The sequence below is a fragment of the uncultured Salinibacterium sp. genome (assembly GCF_963974405.1).
Classification (GTDB): domain Bacteria; phylum Actinomycetota; class Actinomycetes; order Actinomycetales; family Microbacteriaceae; genus Rhodoglobus.
On record NZ_CAXBBH010000001.1, the window covers coordinates 611,252 to 628,543 of the forward strand.

Consider the following 17,292-nt stretch of genomic DNA (forward strand, 5'->3'; position numbering starts at 1 on the left):
AGCGTTATTGCGTGAGCACATTCAGCATCCGCCCGGCGATCACCGCCGACGTTCGGTCAATTCAGGGCCTCGTGGAGCCTCTCGTCAACGAGCGCATCCTTCTGGGTAAAGATCTCGTTGTCTTCTACGAAGCAGTGCAAGAGTTTCGGGTTGCGGTCTCCCCAGACGGCACCGTCATCGGTTGCGGTGCCCTCCACGTGATGTGGCAAGACCTGGCCGAAGTGCGCACTCTTGCGGTTTCTTCGCAATGGCTTGGACAAGGAGTTGGTCATGCGCTCCTGAACCATATTGAGACGGATGCCCGCGCGCTGGGCCTCGAGCGCCTGTTTTGTTTGACCTTCGAGACCGCGTTCTTCAGTCGCCACGGTTTCGAGCCGGTAGAAGAAGAACTGGTCGATCCTGCCGTTTTCGCCCAGTTGTCGCTGTCGCCTGACGAAGGTGTGGCCGAATTTCTGGATCTTTCCCGTGTAAAACCCAATACCCTCGGCAACACGCGCATGCTGAAGCGCCTTTAGCGGCCCCAGACGTTTAGCCTTGCGGTATGTCGACGTTTAGGAACCCTGTCGGCCCACAATCAAGCAGCGTGTATTGGCGCCGGCGCTTGATAGTCGGGCTAGGTCTCCTCGCTGTGATCGCAATCATCCTGTTGATTGTGTTCGGCCCCAAAGCATCGTCAGATCCCGCTTCTCCCTCCCCGAGTGAGACACCGGCTGGCGCGTCATCCAATACTCCAGTTGAGACGGATGCCGCGGGCTCTACTGTGTGTGACCCCGCCAAGCTCACGCTCGAAGCGGTCACCGACGCTTCCAGTTACGACGAGGGTCAGAACCCCCAATTGTCGTTCTCTATCAAGAGCACCATGACGGAGCGGTGCTCTGTTGAGGCGGGCAGCGACATCCAAGAGTTCGTTATTACTAGCGGCGAAGACGAAATCTGGAACTCTAAGCACTGCCAAACTGGCGGTGAAGCGGGCACTGTGGTGCTGCAGCCGGGAGTTCCGGTGCAATCAAGCTCGATCGAGTGGGACCGTACCCGCTCGGCGACAGACACGTGTGAGTCGGACCGTCCTGTCGTTACCGCGGGTGGTGCCAGCTATCACCTTGAGGTTTCACTTGGCGACATTAGCTCTGAGAGCACCAAACAGTTCTTGTTGAACTAACCCGGATAGGTCATGACTTCTTCAACCTCCGCGGCGCAGAGCGCCGAATTCAGTTCGCCCATGCTCGCGCAAGCTCTTGAAGCGGGTGACCCCATGTCGGTGGCGCTCGCCTTGCGCAACGATCGCGTCATGGTGCCCATGCTGGTCGATGTCAGTAGTGGCGATGACGCGCAGGAGGCGGGGGAGCCTCAAGTTCGCGTATTTCGGCGTGGGGATGCCGACCAGTACATGCTCTTGTTGTTCTCCTCGGTCGACACCTACGTGGCCATGGTGCCCGAGGAATCTGACCATCAGGTTGTCGCTTATCGTGCCGATGAGTTGAGGGCATTCTTGGAGACTAATAAGGGTGTTTTGGAGTCTGTCTGGTTCGACGTCGCAGGCCCTCACACTATGCAAGCGTCGCCCGATGACATTCTGGATGCCCTCACACTTTCGTGACGGGCGTTGCTGCCAAGTTTTTCCGTAGTTTGGTCCGCGCGCGTTTTCTCGCGACCTGACCCAGTTCAGGGGACAAGTAGCCCAAAAGAGAGCATTTCGGGCCTTTTTCGGCACTCTTTCGGGTTACATCCAGACTCAGCCCAACATCAATGTTATAAACAGGCCTTTCTATCCCCCGTCTGCGCCCGTTACTCTATTCAACGTGGAAGACAACAGTTTCGGTGTGCCAGCGGGATGGTACCCAGACCCTTTGGGTCTGCCCCAGTTGCGCTGGTGGGATGCCCAAGCCTGGACTGAGCACACCTCAGATGCTCGCGCCCCTATCGTTGTGCAGCCGGCGACCAAGCTGGCATTCGCCGACGATGACTTCGACGACGATTCAAGCGAGTTGCCGTCGCGACGAGAGCAACGTGATCGGGAACGCACCGATGACGATTTCCTCGTCACTGAGACGCGTAGCGAGCCAGAGCCCGAGACGGCCCCTGTTCATGACGAGCTGAGCGCTCAACCACTTCTCGCAATGACGCTGCGCGAGCTTGAAGCTCCCGTTGATGAGTCTCGCGAGCTCGAAGAGCCTTTGCTGCTGCCGAAGTCTGCTGCTGCTCACGCGAACACGATGCCCGGTGCATCCACCCTGAGTGCTTACGCGGAAGAAGAAGAAGCGCCTGAGCGCGAGATTCGTCAACACCGCACTTACAACCCCGCAGTCTGGCTCATCGCAGTCCTTCCTCTCCTGCAGCTTCTTGTCAGCATGTTCTTGATTGCCGTTGCTGGTCTTGGCGACAACTTGCCTTTGCTGCTTGTTGTGTGGATTGCTCCTTACGTTGTTGTGCTGGGTCTTGCCGCCTACGACAACCTTCTGCTGCAGGTGTGGGGTCATGAACACCCAGCGAACGCTGCATGGGCATTCTTGACGGCTCCCGTCTACCTCGTGATCCGCGGTATCCGCACGATGCGCGAGACCGGCAAGGGAATTGCTCCGATCGCTACGTGGTCGGCAACTCTCGTGTCGCTCGTGATCGGAATGCTGATTCTTCCAGGGCTGATCATTTCGCTCATCCCTCAGACCTTTAGCAACCAGATCGAGAATTCGATTCAGGCTCAGGCGGCAACGCTGGGTGCCAACATCGAACTCGACTGCCCGGCAACACCGCCGGTACTTGTGGGTGACACTTTCACGTGCCGCGCTGTAAAGCCCGATAACGGCCAGCGCGACTCGATCTTGGTGAGCCTGCAGCGCGAAAACGGCTGGATCAGCTGGCGCGTAGAGGACTGGGGTCTCTGGACTCTGTTCGGCTAGCCACTCGGCTTCCACGTTCTGTGTCGCAACGGCGGCTCATCTTCGGATGGGCCGCCGTTGCGTCGTTACGGTTAGAACTCCGGAATCTGTACGCGTTCGTCGGTGGCGCTCGCGAAGGCGAGGCGGAGCGCTTCACGCACGTGTGCCGCATCGGAATCAAGCACTGTGCTGAACCCGAGACGTGCCGCTTCTGCTCGTCGCTGTTTTGCGGAGGAGGCGGGGCGAATTTCGCCAGCCAAGCTGATTTCGCCCACGACAGCCATCGTGGCGGAGAACGCTTTGTCTTTGTAGGCGCTGGCAATGGCGAGAGCGATCGCGAGATCGGCGCCCGGTTCGGTGACCCGGATGCCGCCCACCGTCGAGACGTACACGTCGAAGGTCGAGAGAGGAATTCCCGCTCGTCGCTCAAGCACCGCGAGCAACATCGCCACTCGAGAAGCGTCGACACCGTTGACTACGCGACGGGGCTGTGGCGCTTGCGACTTCACGATGAGAGCTTGCACCTCCACGGGGAGGGCACGTCTGCCCTCGAGCGCGATGGTGACGCACGTTCCACTCACTGGTTGGCGGGCGTGGGAGAGGAAGAGGCCGCTGGGGTCGGAGACTTCGGCGATGCCTTCGCCCGTCATCTCGAAGCAGCCAACTTCTTCGGTGGAGCCGAAACGGTTCTTGTGCGCGCGCACGAAGCGCAGTGCTGTCTGGCGGTCTCCTTCGAACTGAAGCACGACATCCACGAGGTGTTCGAGTAGTCGTGGGCCCGCTATGTTGCCGTCTTTCGTGACGTGGCCGACGAGCAAAATGGGCAGGTTCTGGTCTTTGCTGACACGGATGAGCGTGGAGGCGACTTCGCGTACTTGAGAAGGCCCGCCCGCAATGCCCTCTGTTGCGGTGGAGGCGACGGTTTGCACGGAGTCGACGATCACGAGCTGAGGTTTCACGTGGTCGATCTGGCCGAGAATTGTGCCGAGGTCAGTCTCAGCAGCGAGGAACAGTGACGGGTGAAGAGCGTTGGTGCGCTCGGCGCGCAGACGAACCTGGCTCACGGATTCTTCGGCCGTGACATAGAGAACCCGCTGACCGGATGCCGCTGCCCGAGAAGCAACTTCGAGCAACAGCGTGGACTTGCCGACGCCTGGCTCGCCACTCAACAGAATGGCAGCGCCGGGAACGACGCCGCCGCCAAGCACGCGGTCAAACTCGGTGATGCCACTTGGCCAGTGCGCGACCGACTCGGCGCCGATCTCGGTGATCGAGCGTGCACCGCTTGCTTCAGAGACAGCAACGGTCGAGACGCGCTTGGCGATGCCGGTGTTGGCTCCCGCATCGGTGACGGTGCCCCACTGCTGGCACTCGCCGCAGCGACCGACCCATTTGATGGAGGTCCAGCCGCACTCAGTGCAGCGAAAGTTAGTTACAGCTCGGGCCATGTTTCAAGAGTAGGCGTCACGACTGACACCGCTAGGCGAGAGTGAGGAACAGCTTCTCGATGTCGTCTTGAGTCATTCCGTCGTGGCTGCCCGTGTTGCCAGCCGCGTCTTCTGTGGAGCATGACTGGAGCGCGTTCGCGATGATCATGAAGCCAGCCCGGTCAAGCGCCTTGCTCACAGCAGAGAGCTGCGTGACGACGTCTTTGCAGTTCGACTCCGGGCCCATCGACTCGATGAGTGCCCGGAGTTGTCCTTCGGCGCGCTTGAGGCGGTTCATGACCTTGCGCATAGCTTCGGGGTCGTGGTTGGCCTCGCGTTCCGTGGTGAGGGCAGCGACAGCATCCGTGGTCATGGTTAGTTGACCTTGGTCACGGGGAGACCAGAGTTGCGCCACGCCGACGTTCCGCCCTCGACGTTGACAGCATCAAAGCCCTGAGTGCTGAGCCATTCGACGGCTTGCGCGCTGCGTCCGCCGCTTTCGCAGATGACGTACACGGTGTCGTCGCGGTCAATTTCTTCGACGCGAGCAACGAGTTCTCCGAGGGGAATACTCGCAGCAGTGGGTGCATGCCCCGAAACGTATTCGACGGGCTCGCGCACATCAACGATGACGGGGTTGGTGAGTTCGGACAGGGTCGTGGTTGTAACAGTATTCATGAGACTCCTTCTGTGAGGGATGGGTGGTTGAGTGAAAGAAATGGGCGGGGAGAACGTGTCGGTCTACGAAGTGGCGGCACTCCAGGTGCGGTAGCCACCATCGAGATTGACGGCATCGAAGCCGTTCTGGGCGAGGATGCGCACGGCGGTGTGACCGCGCTGCCCCACCTGGCAGTGTGCAATAACGCGGCGGTCGCCGAGTTCATCGAGTCGACCGCGCAAGTCATCGAGCGGAATGTTGACGGCGTGCGGGATGGCGCCGCGTTCGAATTCGGCGACGGTGCGAACATCCACCAGCAATGCTCCTGCCGCCAGCTCGGCATCGATTTCGTGCCACTGGATCGAGGCGCTGAGTCCGTCGCGCAAATTCTTCGCAACATAGCCGAGGTGGTTGATGGGGTCTTTCGCCGAACCATATTGCGGGGCGTAGGCGAGTTCGAGATCAGCGAGGGCGCTCGCGGGAATGCCGAAGCTCGTAGCGGTCGCGAGCACATCCATGCGCTTATCGACGCCCTCTTTGCCGACAGCTTGAGCGCCGAGAATCAGATCGGTCTCGGCGTCAACAATGAGCTTGAGCGAGAGCGACTGGGCGCCGGGGTAGTAGCCCGCGTGCGAGACGGGGTGAGTGTGGATGACGCGAATATCGCGACCAGCGGCCCGAAGCGCGCGTTCGGTCGAACCGAGACTCGCGACGGTGAGGTCGAAGACGCCGACAATGGCAGTGCCGAGTGCCGGCCGTGACGCTACGTCATCGCCCGCGAGGGTATCGGCCAGGTAGCGACCGTCACGGTTCGCGGGGCCAGCCAGCGCCACGAGCTCATGCTCGCCGCTGATCGCGCCGACCTTCTCGGCAACGTCGCCGACCGCATAAATGTGGGGTGCACTGGTGCGGTATCCAGCGGTCACTTGGATGCCGCCTCCTGCCCCTGTGGCCAAACCGGCGTGCACGGCGAGGGCGTTATCGGGGCGCACACCGATAGCCGCGACGACAACGTCTGCCGCGACGCTTGAGCCATCACTGAGTTGGACGGAGGAGTCATCCACCGCCACCGCTTCGGTTCCGAGACGCAGGTCGACACCGTTGGCGCGCAAGTGGGCTTCGACGGGGCTGACCATTTCAGCGTCGAGGGTGCTCAGAATGTGAGCGGGGCGTTGAATCAGGGTGACGGCGAGGCCGCGCTTGGCGAGGTTCTCGGCCATCTCGACACCGATATAGCCGGCGCCAAGCACGACAACGTTGGCGGTCGCCGGGTCGAGGTCGCCGAGGGAGGTGTGGAGGGCGTCGACGTCTTCGATGTTGCGGAGTACGAGCATCCGTTCGCTGCCGGCAATCGCGGGGATGGCAGCACTCGCGCCGGTCGCAATCACGAGTTCATCGAAGTGTTCGGTGCTTGTGGTGTCGTCGTCGCGGCTGTGCACGGTGATGGTGTGCTCGGTGGGGTCAATGGCGGTCACTTCGTGGTTGACCCGCACGTCGAGGCCGAATCGGCTGCCAAGGCTCGCCGGGGTCTGCAGCAAGAGCTCTGCGCGTTCAGTAATGACGCCACCGAGGTAGTAGGCGAGGCCGCAGTTGGCGAACGACACATGCCCGCTGCGCTCAAACACCACGATCTCGGCGTGCTCATCGCGGCGACGCATGCGGGTGGCGAATGACATTCCGGCGGCGACTCCGCCGATGACGAGGATGCGGCGGGGGCGGGGAGTGGTGGTGTTGCTCATCGTGCCAGCATACCCCCGGGGGTATGCTGCTGGCCACTTGTTCTCCCCAAGCTGAACATACGCAGGGTGGCACTGAGAAGCAAAGCGACTACCGGCGCGCGCCCTGAGGCGGGAACGCAGTGTTCTTGACTCGCGGAAGGTGGCGGGGGCGCGCTCTCTGGAAGCACCCGTGAACTTTATGAGGAATACGCGATTCTTGCGGCCGAGGTGTTTACGATGGGGGAACGAACAAGGGAGCATCGCGGTGGCCGACAAGAACATAGATCCACGATTCGACCCCGTCTTTCAGCGCGGGTATGCGGCAGGCCAGGGCGGGGAACGCTCCGACGCCGCTGCAGCCGCACGGAATGTTGATGCCTACCGAGACGGTTCGGTGGGCTTCACCCCTCCCGCGGGTCGGGCTTCGAGCGCTAGTCCCGCCGCTCCGTTAGACCAACGGGCGGATGACCGGATAGGTGTTCCGCCGGTCAACTCGCGTGTGAGCGCGCCTGAGCCGCGCCATCCGGAACCGGGTTATGGGCAGTCTGGAATGCGTGAACTGGGCGACCTCTCACCCCAATCGCACTACGTCGGCGAGGCGGGGACTCCTCAGGAAAGTGATTCGCCCGCGCCCGTGAAGAGCATCGCCCGCAACCCATGGATATACGTGCTGTGGGCCGTAGGCGCAGGCTTTACCGCTGCCGGAATTACGGGACAACTGTGGGCGTACTCGAAGCTGTACACGCAATCGGGCGTCGATGTTCTCGACTACGGGCTAATAACGTCGATTCAAGGTCTCGCACCGATCGTCGCCACCGTGGGCGGGTTGAGCCTGGTCGGAGCGATGGTCGTGCATGCCCTCAACTGGATGCGCCAGAACCCGTAACGGGATACTCACGAGCCCGTGAAGCCGCGTCGGGTTACCCGATCCGCAGCATCCGCGCCATTATCGTCTGATTGAACCAGCTGAGAGACTCGCTTCATGAACAACATTGCTTGGGCAGCGGGACGGTGGACGACGCCGCCGCTTCACCACGAGACCAAGGATGACGGCCTCCACGTCACCGCACGGGAGAACAGCGACGCCTGGCGGATCACCTCGTACGGGTTCATCCACGACTCCGAGCACGCGCTTCTGGCGCCATTCGAGCAAGACAGTGCCGTCGAGGTGTCATTCCTCCTGAACTTCGCGGCCCAGTTTGATCAGGCAGGAGTCTTCATCCGAACGGACGAAAACAACTGGATCAAAGCCGGGATCGAATGGAGCGACGGCGAGGAGAGCCTGGGCGCTGTCGTCACGCGAGGTGTGTCCGACTGGTCTCTTTCTCCCACGCCTGGATGGGGCGGACGGCTAGTTACCGTGCGTGCCAGCCGATCGGGCGACGCCGTGACGATTCGCGCGAGGGTGGATGACGAGCCCTGGCGCCTTGTACGAGTGGCACCGCTCGACCCGGATGCTGCCGTCTCTGCGGGGCCGTTCTGCTGCGCGCCTACGCGCAGCGGTCTGACAGTGCATTTCATTTCGTGGCGCACTACTCCGCCGGACGCGAGCCTGCATCCGGAGAGCTGACGGGCCCCGACGTCTATTACGGGCTGCGTGTTCTCGGCGCGATGCCTGTGAGCGCCGTCGATGGGATGCGCAAGAACCCGTGAACCCGCGTCGCCAATATTTGTACTAAACTCTCTCCCGGTACCGTGTCCGAGCGGCCGAAGGTGCAACTCTCGAAAAGTTGTGTGTGTGAAAGCGCACCGTGGGTTCAAATCCCACCGGTACCGCCACAGAAAAAGCCCCGCATTCCTTGTGAATGCGGGGCTTTTTCTTTGCATGAACGGCGCTTCGAGTCGCTTTAGAACTGGGACTTGTTGCTTGGCCGATTGGGATCGTCATCGCGAAAAGGGAGCGCCGCGACAACGAGCGCCGGAATGATAAATCCGATCGCGAAAGACAGCCAAAAGAACGAACCAAAGCTGCGATCCTTGCGCTTGGCGGCTCCGCCCACGAGAAGCGCGACGAGCACGTTTACAACAAAGATGCCGCCGAGAACGAGTGAATAAACCAGGTCGAATGTTGCGGGGAGTAGAGGGTTCACCCGCCGAGCCTATCGAGTCGCGCCGAGACCGTCGACCTCCGCGAGTTCCTTGTCAGTCGCCATGCGGAATCCGCCACCAGCGGGGGCTTCAACTGGGTGGCGCGGTTGCCCGCGGGTAGCCAATAGGCTGGCCCCGATCGACGTGGCAAGAATCACGAAGATGACTCCGAGCGAGATTGTCGTCGAGATGTAGAACACCTCGAGTAGGAGCATTTTGATGCCGACCCAGACGAGCAAGAGGGCGAGCCCGATCTTCAAGTAGATGAAGCGGTGCATGAGGTCGGCGAGCAGAAAGTACATGGCGCGCAAACCCAGAATCGCAAAGGCATTGGCGGTGAACACCAAGAAGGCTTCATCGGTGACGGCGAAGATCGCGGGAATCGAGTCAACAGCAAACACAATGTCAGTGACCTCGACCAGCACAAGCACAGCCAAGAGCGGGGTAGCGAGCAGCACGCCCGCTTTGCGCACGACAAGTCGCTGCCCGTAGAAGGCATCTGTCATGGGCACCCGTCGGCGGAAGACCTTCAACACCACAGACTTCTCGGGGTTGTAGTGTTCGTTTCGTTTCCGAAGCATCTGGATGCCCGTGAACACCAAGAATGCCCCGAACACGTACAGCACCCAGGCGAAGCTACTGAGAAGCGCTGCGCCGGCGGCAATGAAGAGGCCGCGGAACACGAGGGCCCCGATCACGCCGAGAAACAACACTCGGTGCTGGAACTGCGGAGGTACTGCAAAGGCGGTGAAGATGATGGCCCAGACGAAGACGTTATCGACGGCTAGGGACTTTTCGATAATGAAGCCTGCGAAATATTGCTGGCCGAATTCGGCGCCAAACAACCACCAGATGATTCCGCCAAAGGTCACGCCTGAGGCGACCCACACAACAGACCAAGCTGCGGCCTCTTTCACGCTAATGACGTGAGCGGTTCGATGCGCGATCAGGTCGATCGCGAGCATCAGGAGAATAACGCCGACAACGGCCAGCCAAGCCCAGAGGGGAACGTTCACAAAGACTCCAGAATGTTAGAAATTCTGGAGGTCTCGTCGAGCCCTCTCGGGCCCTAGCTGCACCGGGCCATGATGACACGACCGTAATGACGATGAGCTTCGCGGGGACTACTCCCCTCCGTATTCATACTTAAACATATTCTGCGGTCGCACACAACGAATCCGACGCGGATGCGGCGTTTTCGCAGCTTGCGGCGCTCTACAGCTGTTTGATCATTTCGAGTTCGCGCCTCGACTTGTCGAGAACGTAGGGAACCGAGTGGCCGGTTAGCGTGAAGCCGCGCCGCTCGTAGGCGACGCGGGCCCGAGCGTTGTCTTCGTGCACGCCGAGAGTGAGCGTGCTGCCATAGGCGGATGCCCACTCTTCGACCGCTGCAAGCAGGGCATCCGTCACCCCAGCTTCGCGTCCGCGAAAGTCTGGCGAGACATACACACCCACGAGAAGTGGACCGGTTCGCGCGTCAGGGATATAGCCGCCCATCGTGCCCACCCACCTGCCCTCGGCAGTGATGGCAGCTAAAGCGATGCCGCGAGGGTTCTGACCGCGCACAGCACGAACGCGCCACTCTTCTTCTGAAGTGATTCGAGCGCTCTCAAGGCGTTCGGCAAAACCAATCGGGGTATCGTCGAGCATCTCCAGCCGCAGATCGCGAACCTCGCGCCAGTCGGCTGCATCAGTTCGTCGTACGGAGAATTCTTGAGCGGCCATTAGTGGAGCTTAGCTGCACCGCGCAGGTGCGAGATCAGCAACGATTCGTGCCTCGGAGGCGAACGAACTGCGCGCGCATTATCGTGAGGAGATCTCGCTAGAATGACATCTTGACTAACGGGAGGGTGACCGCACGATGCTCTTTGTGCCTCGCCTGCCCGCCTGGGCCATTTCGCGTCCTCGACTTCACACTGCACTCGATGCGGCTCGCGATGGGGCGTGCGTTGTCGTACATGCGCCCGAAGGCTTCGGCAAAACCATCGCGGTCGCCGAGTGGGCGCACACTCGCGGCGACAATGGCGTGTGGGTCACTCTTGATCCCTCCGCGCACTCTCGGCAAGCGGTGTGGCGGCGTATCCTTCGAGCTCTTGATGTGCCTGAACTCACTCTCTTGCTTGCAGAGTTCGAATCAGAAGACCCCGGAAGCTTTCGCGAAGCGGTCAGTTGGGCTCTCGCCGAGCGCGCTCCCGTCATCGTTATTGACGAGTGCGATTACATCGACGACGCCGACTTTCTCACGGATCTGAAATATTTGCGAGGAACCGGTGCTGCCGGATTCGTCTTGATTGGTCGCACCTCACCGGGCGTCGCTGATGCGCCCACGCAGTGGAGTGACTCGCTCGTGGCCGTCACTCGCGAGCAGCTCGCCCTCAGCCAGACTGAGACAGGTGAAGTGCTCGAAGCCTCCGACGTGCCGATCTCGCTTGTTGACAGCGTGTGGGAGCGAGCTCAAGGATGGCCACGAGGAACGCGTGCCGTTGCCAGCGCTCTCGACAGCCACGCCTCTCGACTCGTCGCCACCCATGTGATTGACGATGCCCTCGAACAAGCCGCCAACGGCATGTTGGTCACATTGCGAAGCTTGGGCAGCGATGTGGTGCGCGTCGCCCAGCTTTCTGCGCTCGTGGGTCCAGCATCCGGTGCGGTCATCAAAGAACTGCTGCCCGACGTCGACGTTGAACACGCGCTGTGCGATCTCGAACTGACGGGTGCGGGAATGTGGGCAGAGTCGCGGGGAGAGCCGGAGTTTCAGCTTGTTCCGCACATCCGTACTCTCGTAGAGCGTTCCGAAGGCGGTTTATCACAGTTACGAACGCCCGCCCTGTTGCGCGCTGCAGCTCAGATCGCTGAAGACGCCGGGCGCACTGCAGACGCGGCACGGCATCTCTGCGCGATCGCGGATTGGACTGCTCTGCAGGCTCTCGCCAAACGCAACTTTCGTGCGATCTTGGTCTTCGAGAAGGAAGAGTGGCTGGCTGTCACTCGCACGATTCCCGTTTCTGCTTTTCAGCAGGAGCCGATTGTGGGCGTGCTGCACGCTCTGCTCGCGAACACTGATCCAACGGAAAGTTCTTCACGGTTGCGCGCGATCGTTGGGCTCGCTCTGAGCCACATCACTAATCGACTTCGATCGACTCCGGATGCCGTCGATCAGGTCTGGACGACAGTGTCGTTGCTGGGCGGCCAGCGGTTGTCTGGGCGATACAACGCAGCTCTCAGGACAGCGAATTCGGTGGATGCAGTGATCCAGACTCTCACCGCGGAGCAGCGTGAAAGTCTGGAATCCTTGCTCCCCGTCGCGCACTTGCACGTGGGAACGACCCGTCTCTACGCGGGAGCGGTGACGCAGTCGCGAGACGATTTTCGGCACTCGCTCTCTGCCTATGCCGAGCCGGGATGGGGCACTGTTCATGCCGGCAGCCTGATCGCCCTTTCCCACGCTCTAGATGGAGAGTTCGTCGAGGCTGGGCGTGCGATCACCGAGGTGTTGGATGCCCCTAAACCGCGTTCGTGGCGGGGAACCTACTCGGCGGCAGGAACTCATCTGGCCGAAGCCATGATCGCTCTTGAGCGAGGTGATGCGCAGGGCGCGCTCGAAAGTGTTGATCTGCTGCAATCGCATTACAGCACCATCGAGCATTGGCCGTTGATGCTGTGGCTGCGCGGCCAAGCCTCACTCCTTCAGGAAGGCGCAGACGTCTCGGAGTGGACGTTTGTTGATCAGGTTCAACGCCGTGCTCAGCGCACTCCCACGAGCGAATGGATGAATTCACTGCTTGTCGCGACACGGATCGATCTGCTTCTTGCCTCTGGCGAGTTTGGTCGCGCTCAGCGCGTAGTGGAATCGTCACGCAAGAGCAACGCGATGCCGCTGCGTATTGCTCGCGCGCGAGTGAAGCTCTTGACTGGTGATAACGACACGGCGATCGCCAAGACTGCTGCGATTCTTGAGCAGCACGGCCTGCCGCCGCGAACGCAGCTCAATGCTCTGCTCATCAGCGCAGTCGCCTACTTGCGAGCGGGCGCTCCTGAGAAGGCGAACAAGGATGCTCGAGAGGCGCTTCGCATTGTCGAGGCTCATGAGCTCTCTTCGCCGTTGCGCACAATCCCCGCCGATGAGGCGAATGTTTTGGGGCTCTCGGTCGCCACGACGGACGCGAGCGAGAGCGCTGCCGCCGAAGCCAACCCTTTCGGCACTCACGCCCCACTCCCGCGACTGACCAACACCGAACTCGCTGTTCTTGCCTCCCTCGTTCAGCACTCATCGGCCGCCGATCTTGCGACGGCGCTCTATGTGTCACCGAACACGGTGAAGGCGCATTTGCGGTCGATCTACCGCAAACTTGGGGCCCGAAGCCGCGCACAAGCCCTCGCCATCGCGCGCACTCGAGGACTCGTTTAATGGGGGCTCGCACGCGAAGCACCCTTCTACCTTCGCTTTCGGTGACGATGGGCGCGATCTATGTCGCGATCGGTGGCGTTGTGGCAGTTCTGTTGCCTCTTCGCGTTGAAGAGATCACCCCCGACGGCAAAGTAGAAGCACTCGCGGTTATCTCCTCCGTTGCGTTCGCAGTCACCCTGTTCGCGCAGCCCCTGATTGGCGCGGTCAGCGATCGCACTCGCGACGCGCTTGGCGGTCGGGTTCCGTGGGTGATCGGCAGTGCTCTGATCGGAGCTATCGCGATTGCCGCGATGGGCTCCGCCACTACAGTCGTTGCGCTCTGCGTACTGTGGGCCGTTGGGCAGTTTGCGTTGAACGGGGCGGATGTCGCGACATCCGCCTATGTTGTGGATTCGTACCCTCGGGGCAGTCGCGGCGTTCCTTCGGGAGCAATTGTTGCGAGCGTTGCGCTCGGCACGGGCGTCGGCGTCGTGGTGTCCGGGGCTCTCAGCTCCACCTCTCAAGTCGCCTGCATTGTGGTGGCTGCCGTTGCGGCACTCGGGGGCCTCAGTTTCGCTCGCGTGCAGCGCAGCCGACCGCCGCTCGTGACTCCGCGGCAACCTCGCCCGAAAATTGTGTGGAGCTTCGCCCGGCTGAACCCCCGAAAATACCCCGACTTTGCGTGGGCCGTCGCGACCCGATTTCTGTTCACCCTCGGGCAACAGGGTGTCACGGTGTACCTGCTCTACATCGTCGGCGATATCGACGGGGTCAGTAGGGATGCCGCACCGCTCTTCGTCGCGGCCCTTACGGCGACCGGGCTCGTGTTTCTTTTCACCTCCGCCGCCATTGCGGGAGTCGTGAGTGACCGCTGGGGCCGGCGCCGCACCGTGCTCCTCGTGAGCAGCGCGGTAATGGCCTTCGCGATGCTCGTGCCCCTGTTCTGGCCACACATTGCGGTCATGTTTGTGTTCGCGGCGTTGAAAGGGATCGCACTTGGCGGGCACCTTGCCGCGGCAGGCGCGCTCATCAGCGAAGTCCTTCCCGGCGGGGATGCTGCCGCAGGTCGCGACCTCGGGATGGCCAACGTTGCCGTCAACGCCGCGCAAGCTGTTGCCCCGCTGCTCGCCGGTGCTGTCATTGTTCTTGCGGGTGGCTACGCAGCACTATTCGTTGTCGGAATAGTGGCAGCGCTCGCCTCCGGTGTCACCATTCTCCAGGTGCGGAGCGTTCGTTAGGCGTGAAATCGAGCCCCGTCGGCTACCGACGGCAGGAGCCGGAGGATCCACACGCCAGCAGCTTTAGAAATCGGCGATGACGAGTTTCTTCATCTCGAGCAGCGCCGCGAAGGCTCCGGGGCGGGCCATGAGCTCGGCCATCCGGTCCGGAATGATCTGCCAGCTCACACCAAATTTGTCTTTGCACCAGCCGCACGCTTCGGCCTCTGGAACGGCAGACAGCGCCGCCCACAACCTGTCGATCTCGTCTTGATCGGCGCACGGAACGCTGAACGACACCGCCTCGGTGAAGGTGACGTGCTGCCGGGTGGCGGCATCCATGGCAACGAACCACAGATCTCTGAGCTTCACATCACCAAACATGACAGACCCCGGATGCGCAGGGCCCGTGCGTTCGGTGTAGCGAACATCAGCGCCCAATTGTGAGCCGTCAAAGACTGAGGCGTAGAAATCCATCGCCTCCCGCGCGCGGTTCTGCACGCCCTTGCCGAAGAGCAAGGCTGGCATGATCGTCGGGCGCGGCTCACCATCGGGGTTGCTTAAGATGAGTTGCCAATTCACGCCAAAACGGTCGCGCAACCATCCGTACCGCGGGCTGAAATCGTAGGCGTCGATGGGCATGAGTGCACTGCCACCGTCGATGAGCGCGTTCCAGAGCGCATCGAGGTTGCTGCGAGCATCCGCATCACGCGAGGGATCGAAGTTGACCATGAACGAGAGGGCTTCGTTAAAGGGAAACCGCTCACCAGCGTTGATGGCGAGAAACTCTTGATCGGCCAGGCGGAAGTCGATCGTGAGCACTGAACCCGCGAGGTCTCGTTGAAAGTCCGCTAGTCCCTCAGCGGGATACGGTGTGGTGCCCAGTATGGAACTGTTGCGAAAAATGGACGTGTAGAAGGTCGCTGCTTCTTCGGCATCGCCGTTGAACCACAGGCACGGCGTGATCGTTTTCATGGCGTTTCTCCTCGAACCCATGTCGTCGCAACGCGCGGCGGCTAGTGCGATGAGCATAGACCTGTCGCGCCGCGTGTTCTAGTGCGTGATGGTAATTGCGAGCGGCCCCTGATCGCTGCAGAGTCACTTAAACTGAGCGGATGACGAACTCCGAGGCGACGAGCAACCTCATCGCGCCGCGACGGGAGTGGCGCTACGCTCTCCGCCGCGCTTATCACGGCTTCATGCTGCACCGCGGGATCGATTCGGCGGCAACTCTGGCGTTCTTCTCGGCGCTCGCTACCTTGCCGGCCGCTCTCAGCGTTGTTTCTGCCTTCGCACTCGCTCAGGGGGAGGAGAAGGCGGCAGAGACAGTGCTCGACCTCGCCAATGAAGTGCTGAAGCCCGCCACTGTTGACGTGCTGAAGGAGCCCCTTACTCAACTATTCTCGGTCGGCAGTCCCGGCCTGGCCCTTGCGATGGGGCTCGTGCTCAGCGTGTGGTCGCTATCGAGCTATGCGACAGCTTTTGGCCGCGCAGCCAACAGCGTGTACGAAGTCCAAGAGGGTCGACGCTTTGTGAAGTTCCGCGGACTCATGCTTGTTCTTTCAGCGTTTTTGCTGGCAGCATTTGCCGCGGTCGTCGTCTTGCTCCTCACCACTACGAATGTGGCGACGGCAATCGGCACAGAGCTGGGAATCGGCGACCCGTGGGTGGCGATCTGGTCGTTCGGCCGTTGGCCCGTGCTGCTCGCTATCCTCACCGTCATCATTGCGGTGCTCTACTACTACACTCCCAACATCCGCCATGAACGGATGCGTTGGGTCAGCACCGGGGCTCTGTTTGCGATCGTCACGTGGGGGCTTGCGACCGCAGGATTCGGTTTTTACGCGTCTACGGTTGCTAGCTACGACCGCGTTTATGGTTGGCTCGGGGGTGCTCTCGCGCTCCTCATCTGGCTGTACATCAGCAACCTCGCTCTCGTGGCGGGGCTAGAAGTGGATGCCGAATTTACCCGACTGCGACAGTTGCTTGCTGGGGTGCCTGCCGAGAACACTGTGCAGTTGCCGCTGCGCGATACGTTTCGCAATCTCGTGCTTGCACGACGCCAGGCTGAGGACGAAGCACGGGCGATCAGTATTCGCAATCGCGAATAGTGCGGTGAGCGCCGTCAGAGGTTCGCCGATCTTGCAGCGGTTGTGCTTCTCCGGATAGGCTCGCCACTACGGCTGGAAACGTTACCAAGTCCGGAGGAGTGTCATGTCACGCAAAGTCGCTGTTGTCACAGGAGCCGCCCGAGGGCTGGGGGCTGCCATCTGCCGTGCTCTGGTTGACGACGGGTACCAGGTCGCCGCGCTTGACCTCACGGCATCCGCTGAAACTCACGACGGCATCCTCACTATCGAGTGCGATGTCTCTGATGAAGTTGCAGTAAATGCGGCGATAAATTCTGTCGAGCAGCAGCTCGGAATGCCGTCGGTGCTGGTTAATAATGCGGGCATTCTCGCTCCGGGGCGCATCGATGACACCAGCCTAGAAGTCTGGAATCGCACCCTAGCCGTCAACCTGACAAGCGCCTTCCTCTTGAGCAAGCGCGTGCTGCCCGGGATGCGTACCGCTGGCTACGGTCGCATCATCAACGTGGGCTCATCCGCGGGCAAGAATGGGGGGTTCAGCACGGGCGGGGCGTACGCAGCGTCTAAGGCCGCGATGATGTGCCTAGCGAAATCGATTGCTACGGCGGAACGAAGCAACGGCATCACCTCGAATGCGGTTGCTCCCAGCATGATCGAAACCGACATGATGGGCGCACTTCCCTCGAAAGCCATGCTCGACCGTGTTCCCGTCGGTCGAATGGGAACACCAGCCGAAGTCGCCAACGTCGTTCGCTTTCTCGCCTCTGAAGGTGCAGCCTATGTCAACGGCGAAGTAATCGATGTCGATGGCGGCCTCTTCATCGACTAGCC

At 61.2% G+C, this 17,292-nt stretch carries 18 protein-coding genes and 1 tRNA gene; 11 read left to right on the plus strand and 8 right to left on the minus strand.

Features of this window, described 5'->3' with window-relative positions; genetic code table 11:
- Positions 1-11 precede the first annotated feature (11 nt).
- From AACZ26_RS02955 to AACZ26_RS02970, 4 genes are all read left to right on the plus strand, one after another.
- On the plus strand, positions 12-515 hold the full coding sequence (locus tag AACZ26_RS02955; protein ID WP_339618986.1) for an amino-acid N-acetyltransferase: 504 nt from the start codon (positions 12-14) through the stop codon (positions 513-515).
- A 26-nt stretch (positions 516-541) separates the two neighbouring features.
- Positions 542-1,159, plus strand: a complete 618-nt coding sequence (locus AACZ26_RS02960; protein ID WP_339618988.1) for a hypothetical protein — start codon at positions 542-544, stop codon at positions 1,157-1,159.
- A 12-nt stretch (positions 1,160-1,171) separates the two neighbouring features.
- A complete protein-coding gene (locus AACZ26_RS02965) occupies positions 1,172-1,597 on the plus strand; it encodes an SseB family protein (protein ID WP_339618990.1) in 426 nt (141 codons plus the stop codon).
- A 202-nt stretch (positions 1,598-1,799) separates the two neighbouring features.
- A complete protein-coding gene (locus AACZ26_RS02970) occupies positions 1,800-2,897 on the plus strand; it encodes a DUF2510 domain-containing protein (protein WP_339618992.1) in 1,098 nt (365 codons plus the stop codon).
- Between the two features lie 71 nt (positions 2,898-2,968).
- On the opposite strand, the gene radA is transcribed toward AACZ26_RS02970, so the two are convergent.
- The 4 genes from radA to AACZ26_RS02990 all read right to left on the minus strand — a co-directional run bounded on the left by radA (position 2,969) and on the right by AACZ26_RS02990 (position 6,700).
- On the minus strand, positions 2,969-4,324 hold the full coding sequence (gene radA, locus AACZ26_RS02975; protein WP_339618994.1) for a DNA repair protein RadA: 1,356 nt from the start codon (positions 4,322-4,324) through the stop codon (positions 2,969-2,971).
- Between the two features lie 31 nt (positions 4,325-4,355).
- Positions 4,356-4,676 carry a metal-sensing transcriptional repressor gene (locus tag AACZ26_RS02980; protein ID WP_339618997.1) on the minus strand — a complete coding sequence of 107 codons (321 nt, stop codon included), beginning with the start codon at positions 4,674-4,676 and terminating at the stop codon, positions 4,356-4,358.
- 2 nt (positions 4,677-4,678) lie between these two features.
- Entirely contained in the window at positions 4,679-4,981 is a 303-nt protein-coding gene (locus AACZ26_RS02985) for a rhodanese-like domain-containing protein (RefSeq protein ID WP_339618999.1), read from the minus strand.
- Positions 4,982-5,044: 63 nt separating this feature from the next.
- The gene (locus AACZ26_RS02990; protein WP_339619001.1) at positions 5,045-6,700 is read right to left on the minus strand and encodes an FAD-dependent oxidoreductase; all 1,656 of its coding nucleotides are present in this window, start codon (positions 6,698-6,700) and stop codon (positions 5,045-5,047) included.
- 244 nt (positions 6,701-6,944) lie between these two features.
- Here AACZ26_RS02990 and AACZ26_RS02995 point away from each other — a divergent pair, with 244 nt between their 5' ends.
- From AACZ26_RS02995 to AACZ26_RS03005, 3 genes are all read left to right on the plus strand, one after another.
- A complete protein-coding gene (locus AACZ26_RS02995) occupies positions 6,945-7,565 on the plus strand; it encodes a hypothetical protein (protein ID WP_339619003.1) in 621 nt (206 codons plus the stop codon).
- A 96-nt stretch (positions 7,566-7,661) separates the two neighbouring features.
- The gene (locus AACZ26_RS03000; protein ID WP_339619005.1) at positions 7,662-8,249 is read left to right on the plus strand and encodes a DUF1349 domain-containing protein; all 588 of its coding nucleotides are present in this window, start codon (positions 7,662-7,664) and stop codon (positions 8,247-8,249) included.
- A gap of 119 nt (positions 8,250-8,368) precedes the next feature.
- Positions 8,369-8,458: transfer RNA gene (locus AACZ26_RS03005), tRNA-Ser, on the plus strand.
- A 68-nt stretch (positions 8,459-8,526) separates the two neighbouring features.
- Here AACZ26_RS03005 and AACZ26_RS03010 read toward each other — a convergent pair.
- The 3 genes from AACZ26_RS03010 to AACZ26_RS03020 all read right to left on the minus strand — a co-directional run bounded on the left by AACZ26_RS03010 (position 8,527) and on the right by AACZ26_RS03020 (position 10,492).
- A complete protein-coding gene (locus AACZ26_RS03010; RefSeq protein WP_339619007.1) occupies positions 8,527-8,769 on the minus strand; it encodes a hypothetical protein in 243 nt (80 codons plus the stop codon).
- Positions 8,770-8,778: 9 nt separating this feature from the next.
- Positions 8,779-9,783 carry a TerC family protein gene (locus AACZ26_RS03015; RefSeq protein WP_339619008.1) on the minus strand — a complete coding sequence of 335 codons (1,005 nt, stop codon included), beginning with the start codon at positions 9,781-9,783 and terminating at the stop codon, positions 8,779-8,781.
- A 199-nt stretch (positions 9,784-9,982) separates the two neighbouring features.
- The gene (locus tag AACZ26_RS03020) at positions 9,983-10,492 is read right to left on the minus strand and encodes a GNAT family N-acetyltransferase (RefSeq protein WP_339619009.1); all 510 of its coding nucleotides are present in this window, start codon (positions 10,490-10,492) and stop codon (positions 9,983-9,985) included.
- Positions 10,493-10,628: 136 nt separating this feature from the next.
- Between AACZ26_RS03020 and AACZ26_RS03025 the strand changes: the two genes are divergently transcribed.
- Both AACZ26_RS03025 and AACZ26_RS03030 read left to right on the plus strand, forming a co-directional pair.
- Positions 10,629-13,175 carry an AAA family ATPase gene (locus AACZ26_RS03025; RefSeq protein WP_339619011.1) on the plus strand — a complete coding sequence of 849 codons (2,547 nt, stop codon included), beginning with the start codon at positions 10,629-10,631 and terminating at the stop codon, positions 13,173-13,175.
- A complete protein-coding gene (locus AACZ26_RS03030; protein ID WP_339619013.1) occupies positions 13,175-14,392 on the plus strand; it encodes an MFS transporter in 1,218 nt (405 codons plus the stop codon). Before AACZ26_RS03025 ends, AACZ26_RS03030 begins: the two co-directional genes overlap by 1 nt.
- Positions 14,393-14,455: 63 nt before the next feature.
- Here the strand turns inward: AACZ26_RS03030 and AACZ26_RS03035 are convergent, their stop codons facing one another.
- Positions 14,456-15,346 carry a VOC family protein gene (locus AACZ26_RS03035; protein ID WP_339619015.1) on the minus strand — a complete coding sequence of 297 codons (891 nt, stop codon included), beginning with the start codon at positions 15,344-15,346 and terminating at the stop codon, positions 14,456-14,458.
- A 140-nt stretch (positions 15,347-15,486) separates the two neighbouring features.
- Between AACZ26_RS03035 and AACZ26_RS03040 the strand changes: the two genes are divergently transcribed.
- Together AACZ26_RS03040 and AACZ26_RS03045 are read left to right on the plus strand one after the other, a co-directional pair.
- Positions 15,487-16,482, plus strand: coding sequence for a YihY/virulence factor BrkB family protein (locus tag AACZ26_RS03040; protein WP_339619017.1), 996 nt, complete (start codon positions 15,487-15,489; stop codon positions 16,480-16,482).
- 103 nt (positions 16,483-16,585) lie between these two features.
- Complete coding sequence (locus tag AACZ26_RS03045; protein WP_339619018.1) at positions 16,586-17,290, plus strand: SDR family NAD(P)-dependent oxidoreductase; 705 nt, start codon at positions 16,586-16,588, stop codon at positions 17,288-17,290.
- Positions 17,291-17,292 lie beyond the last annotated feature (2 nt).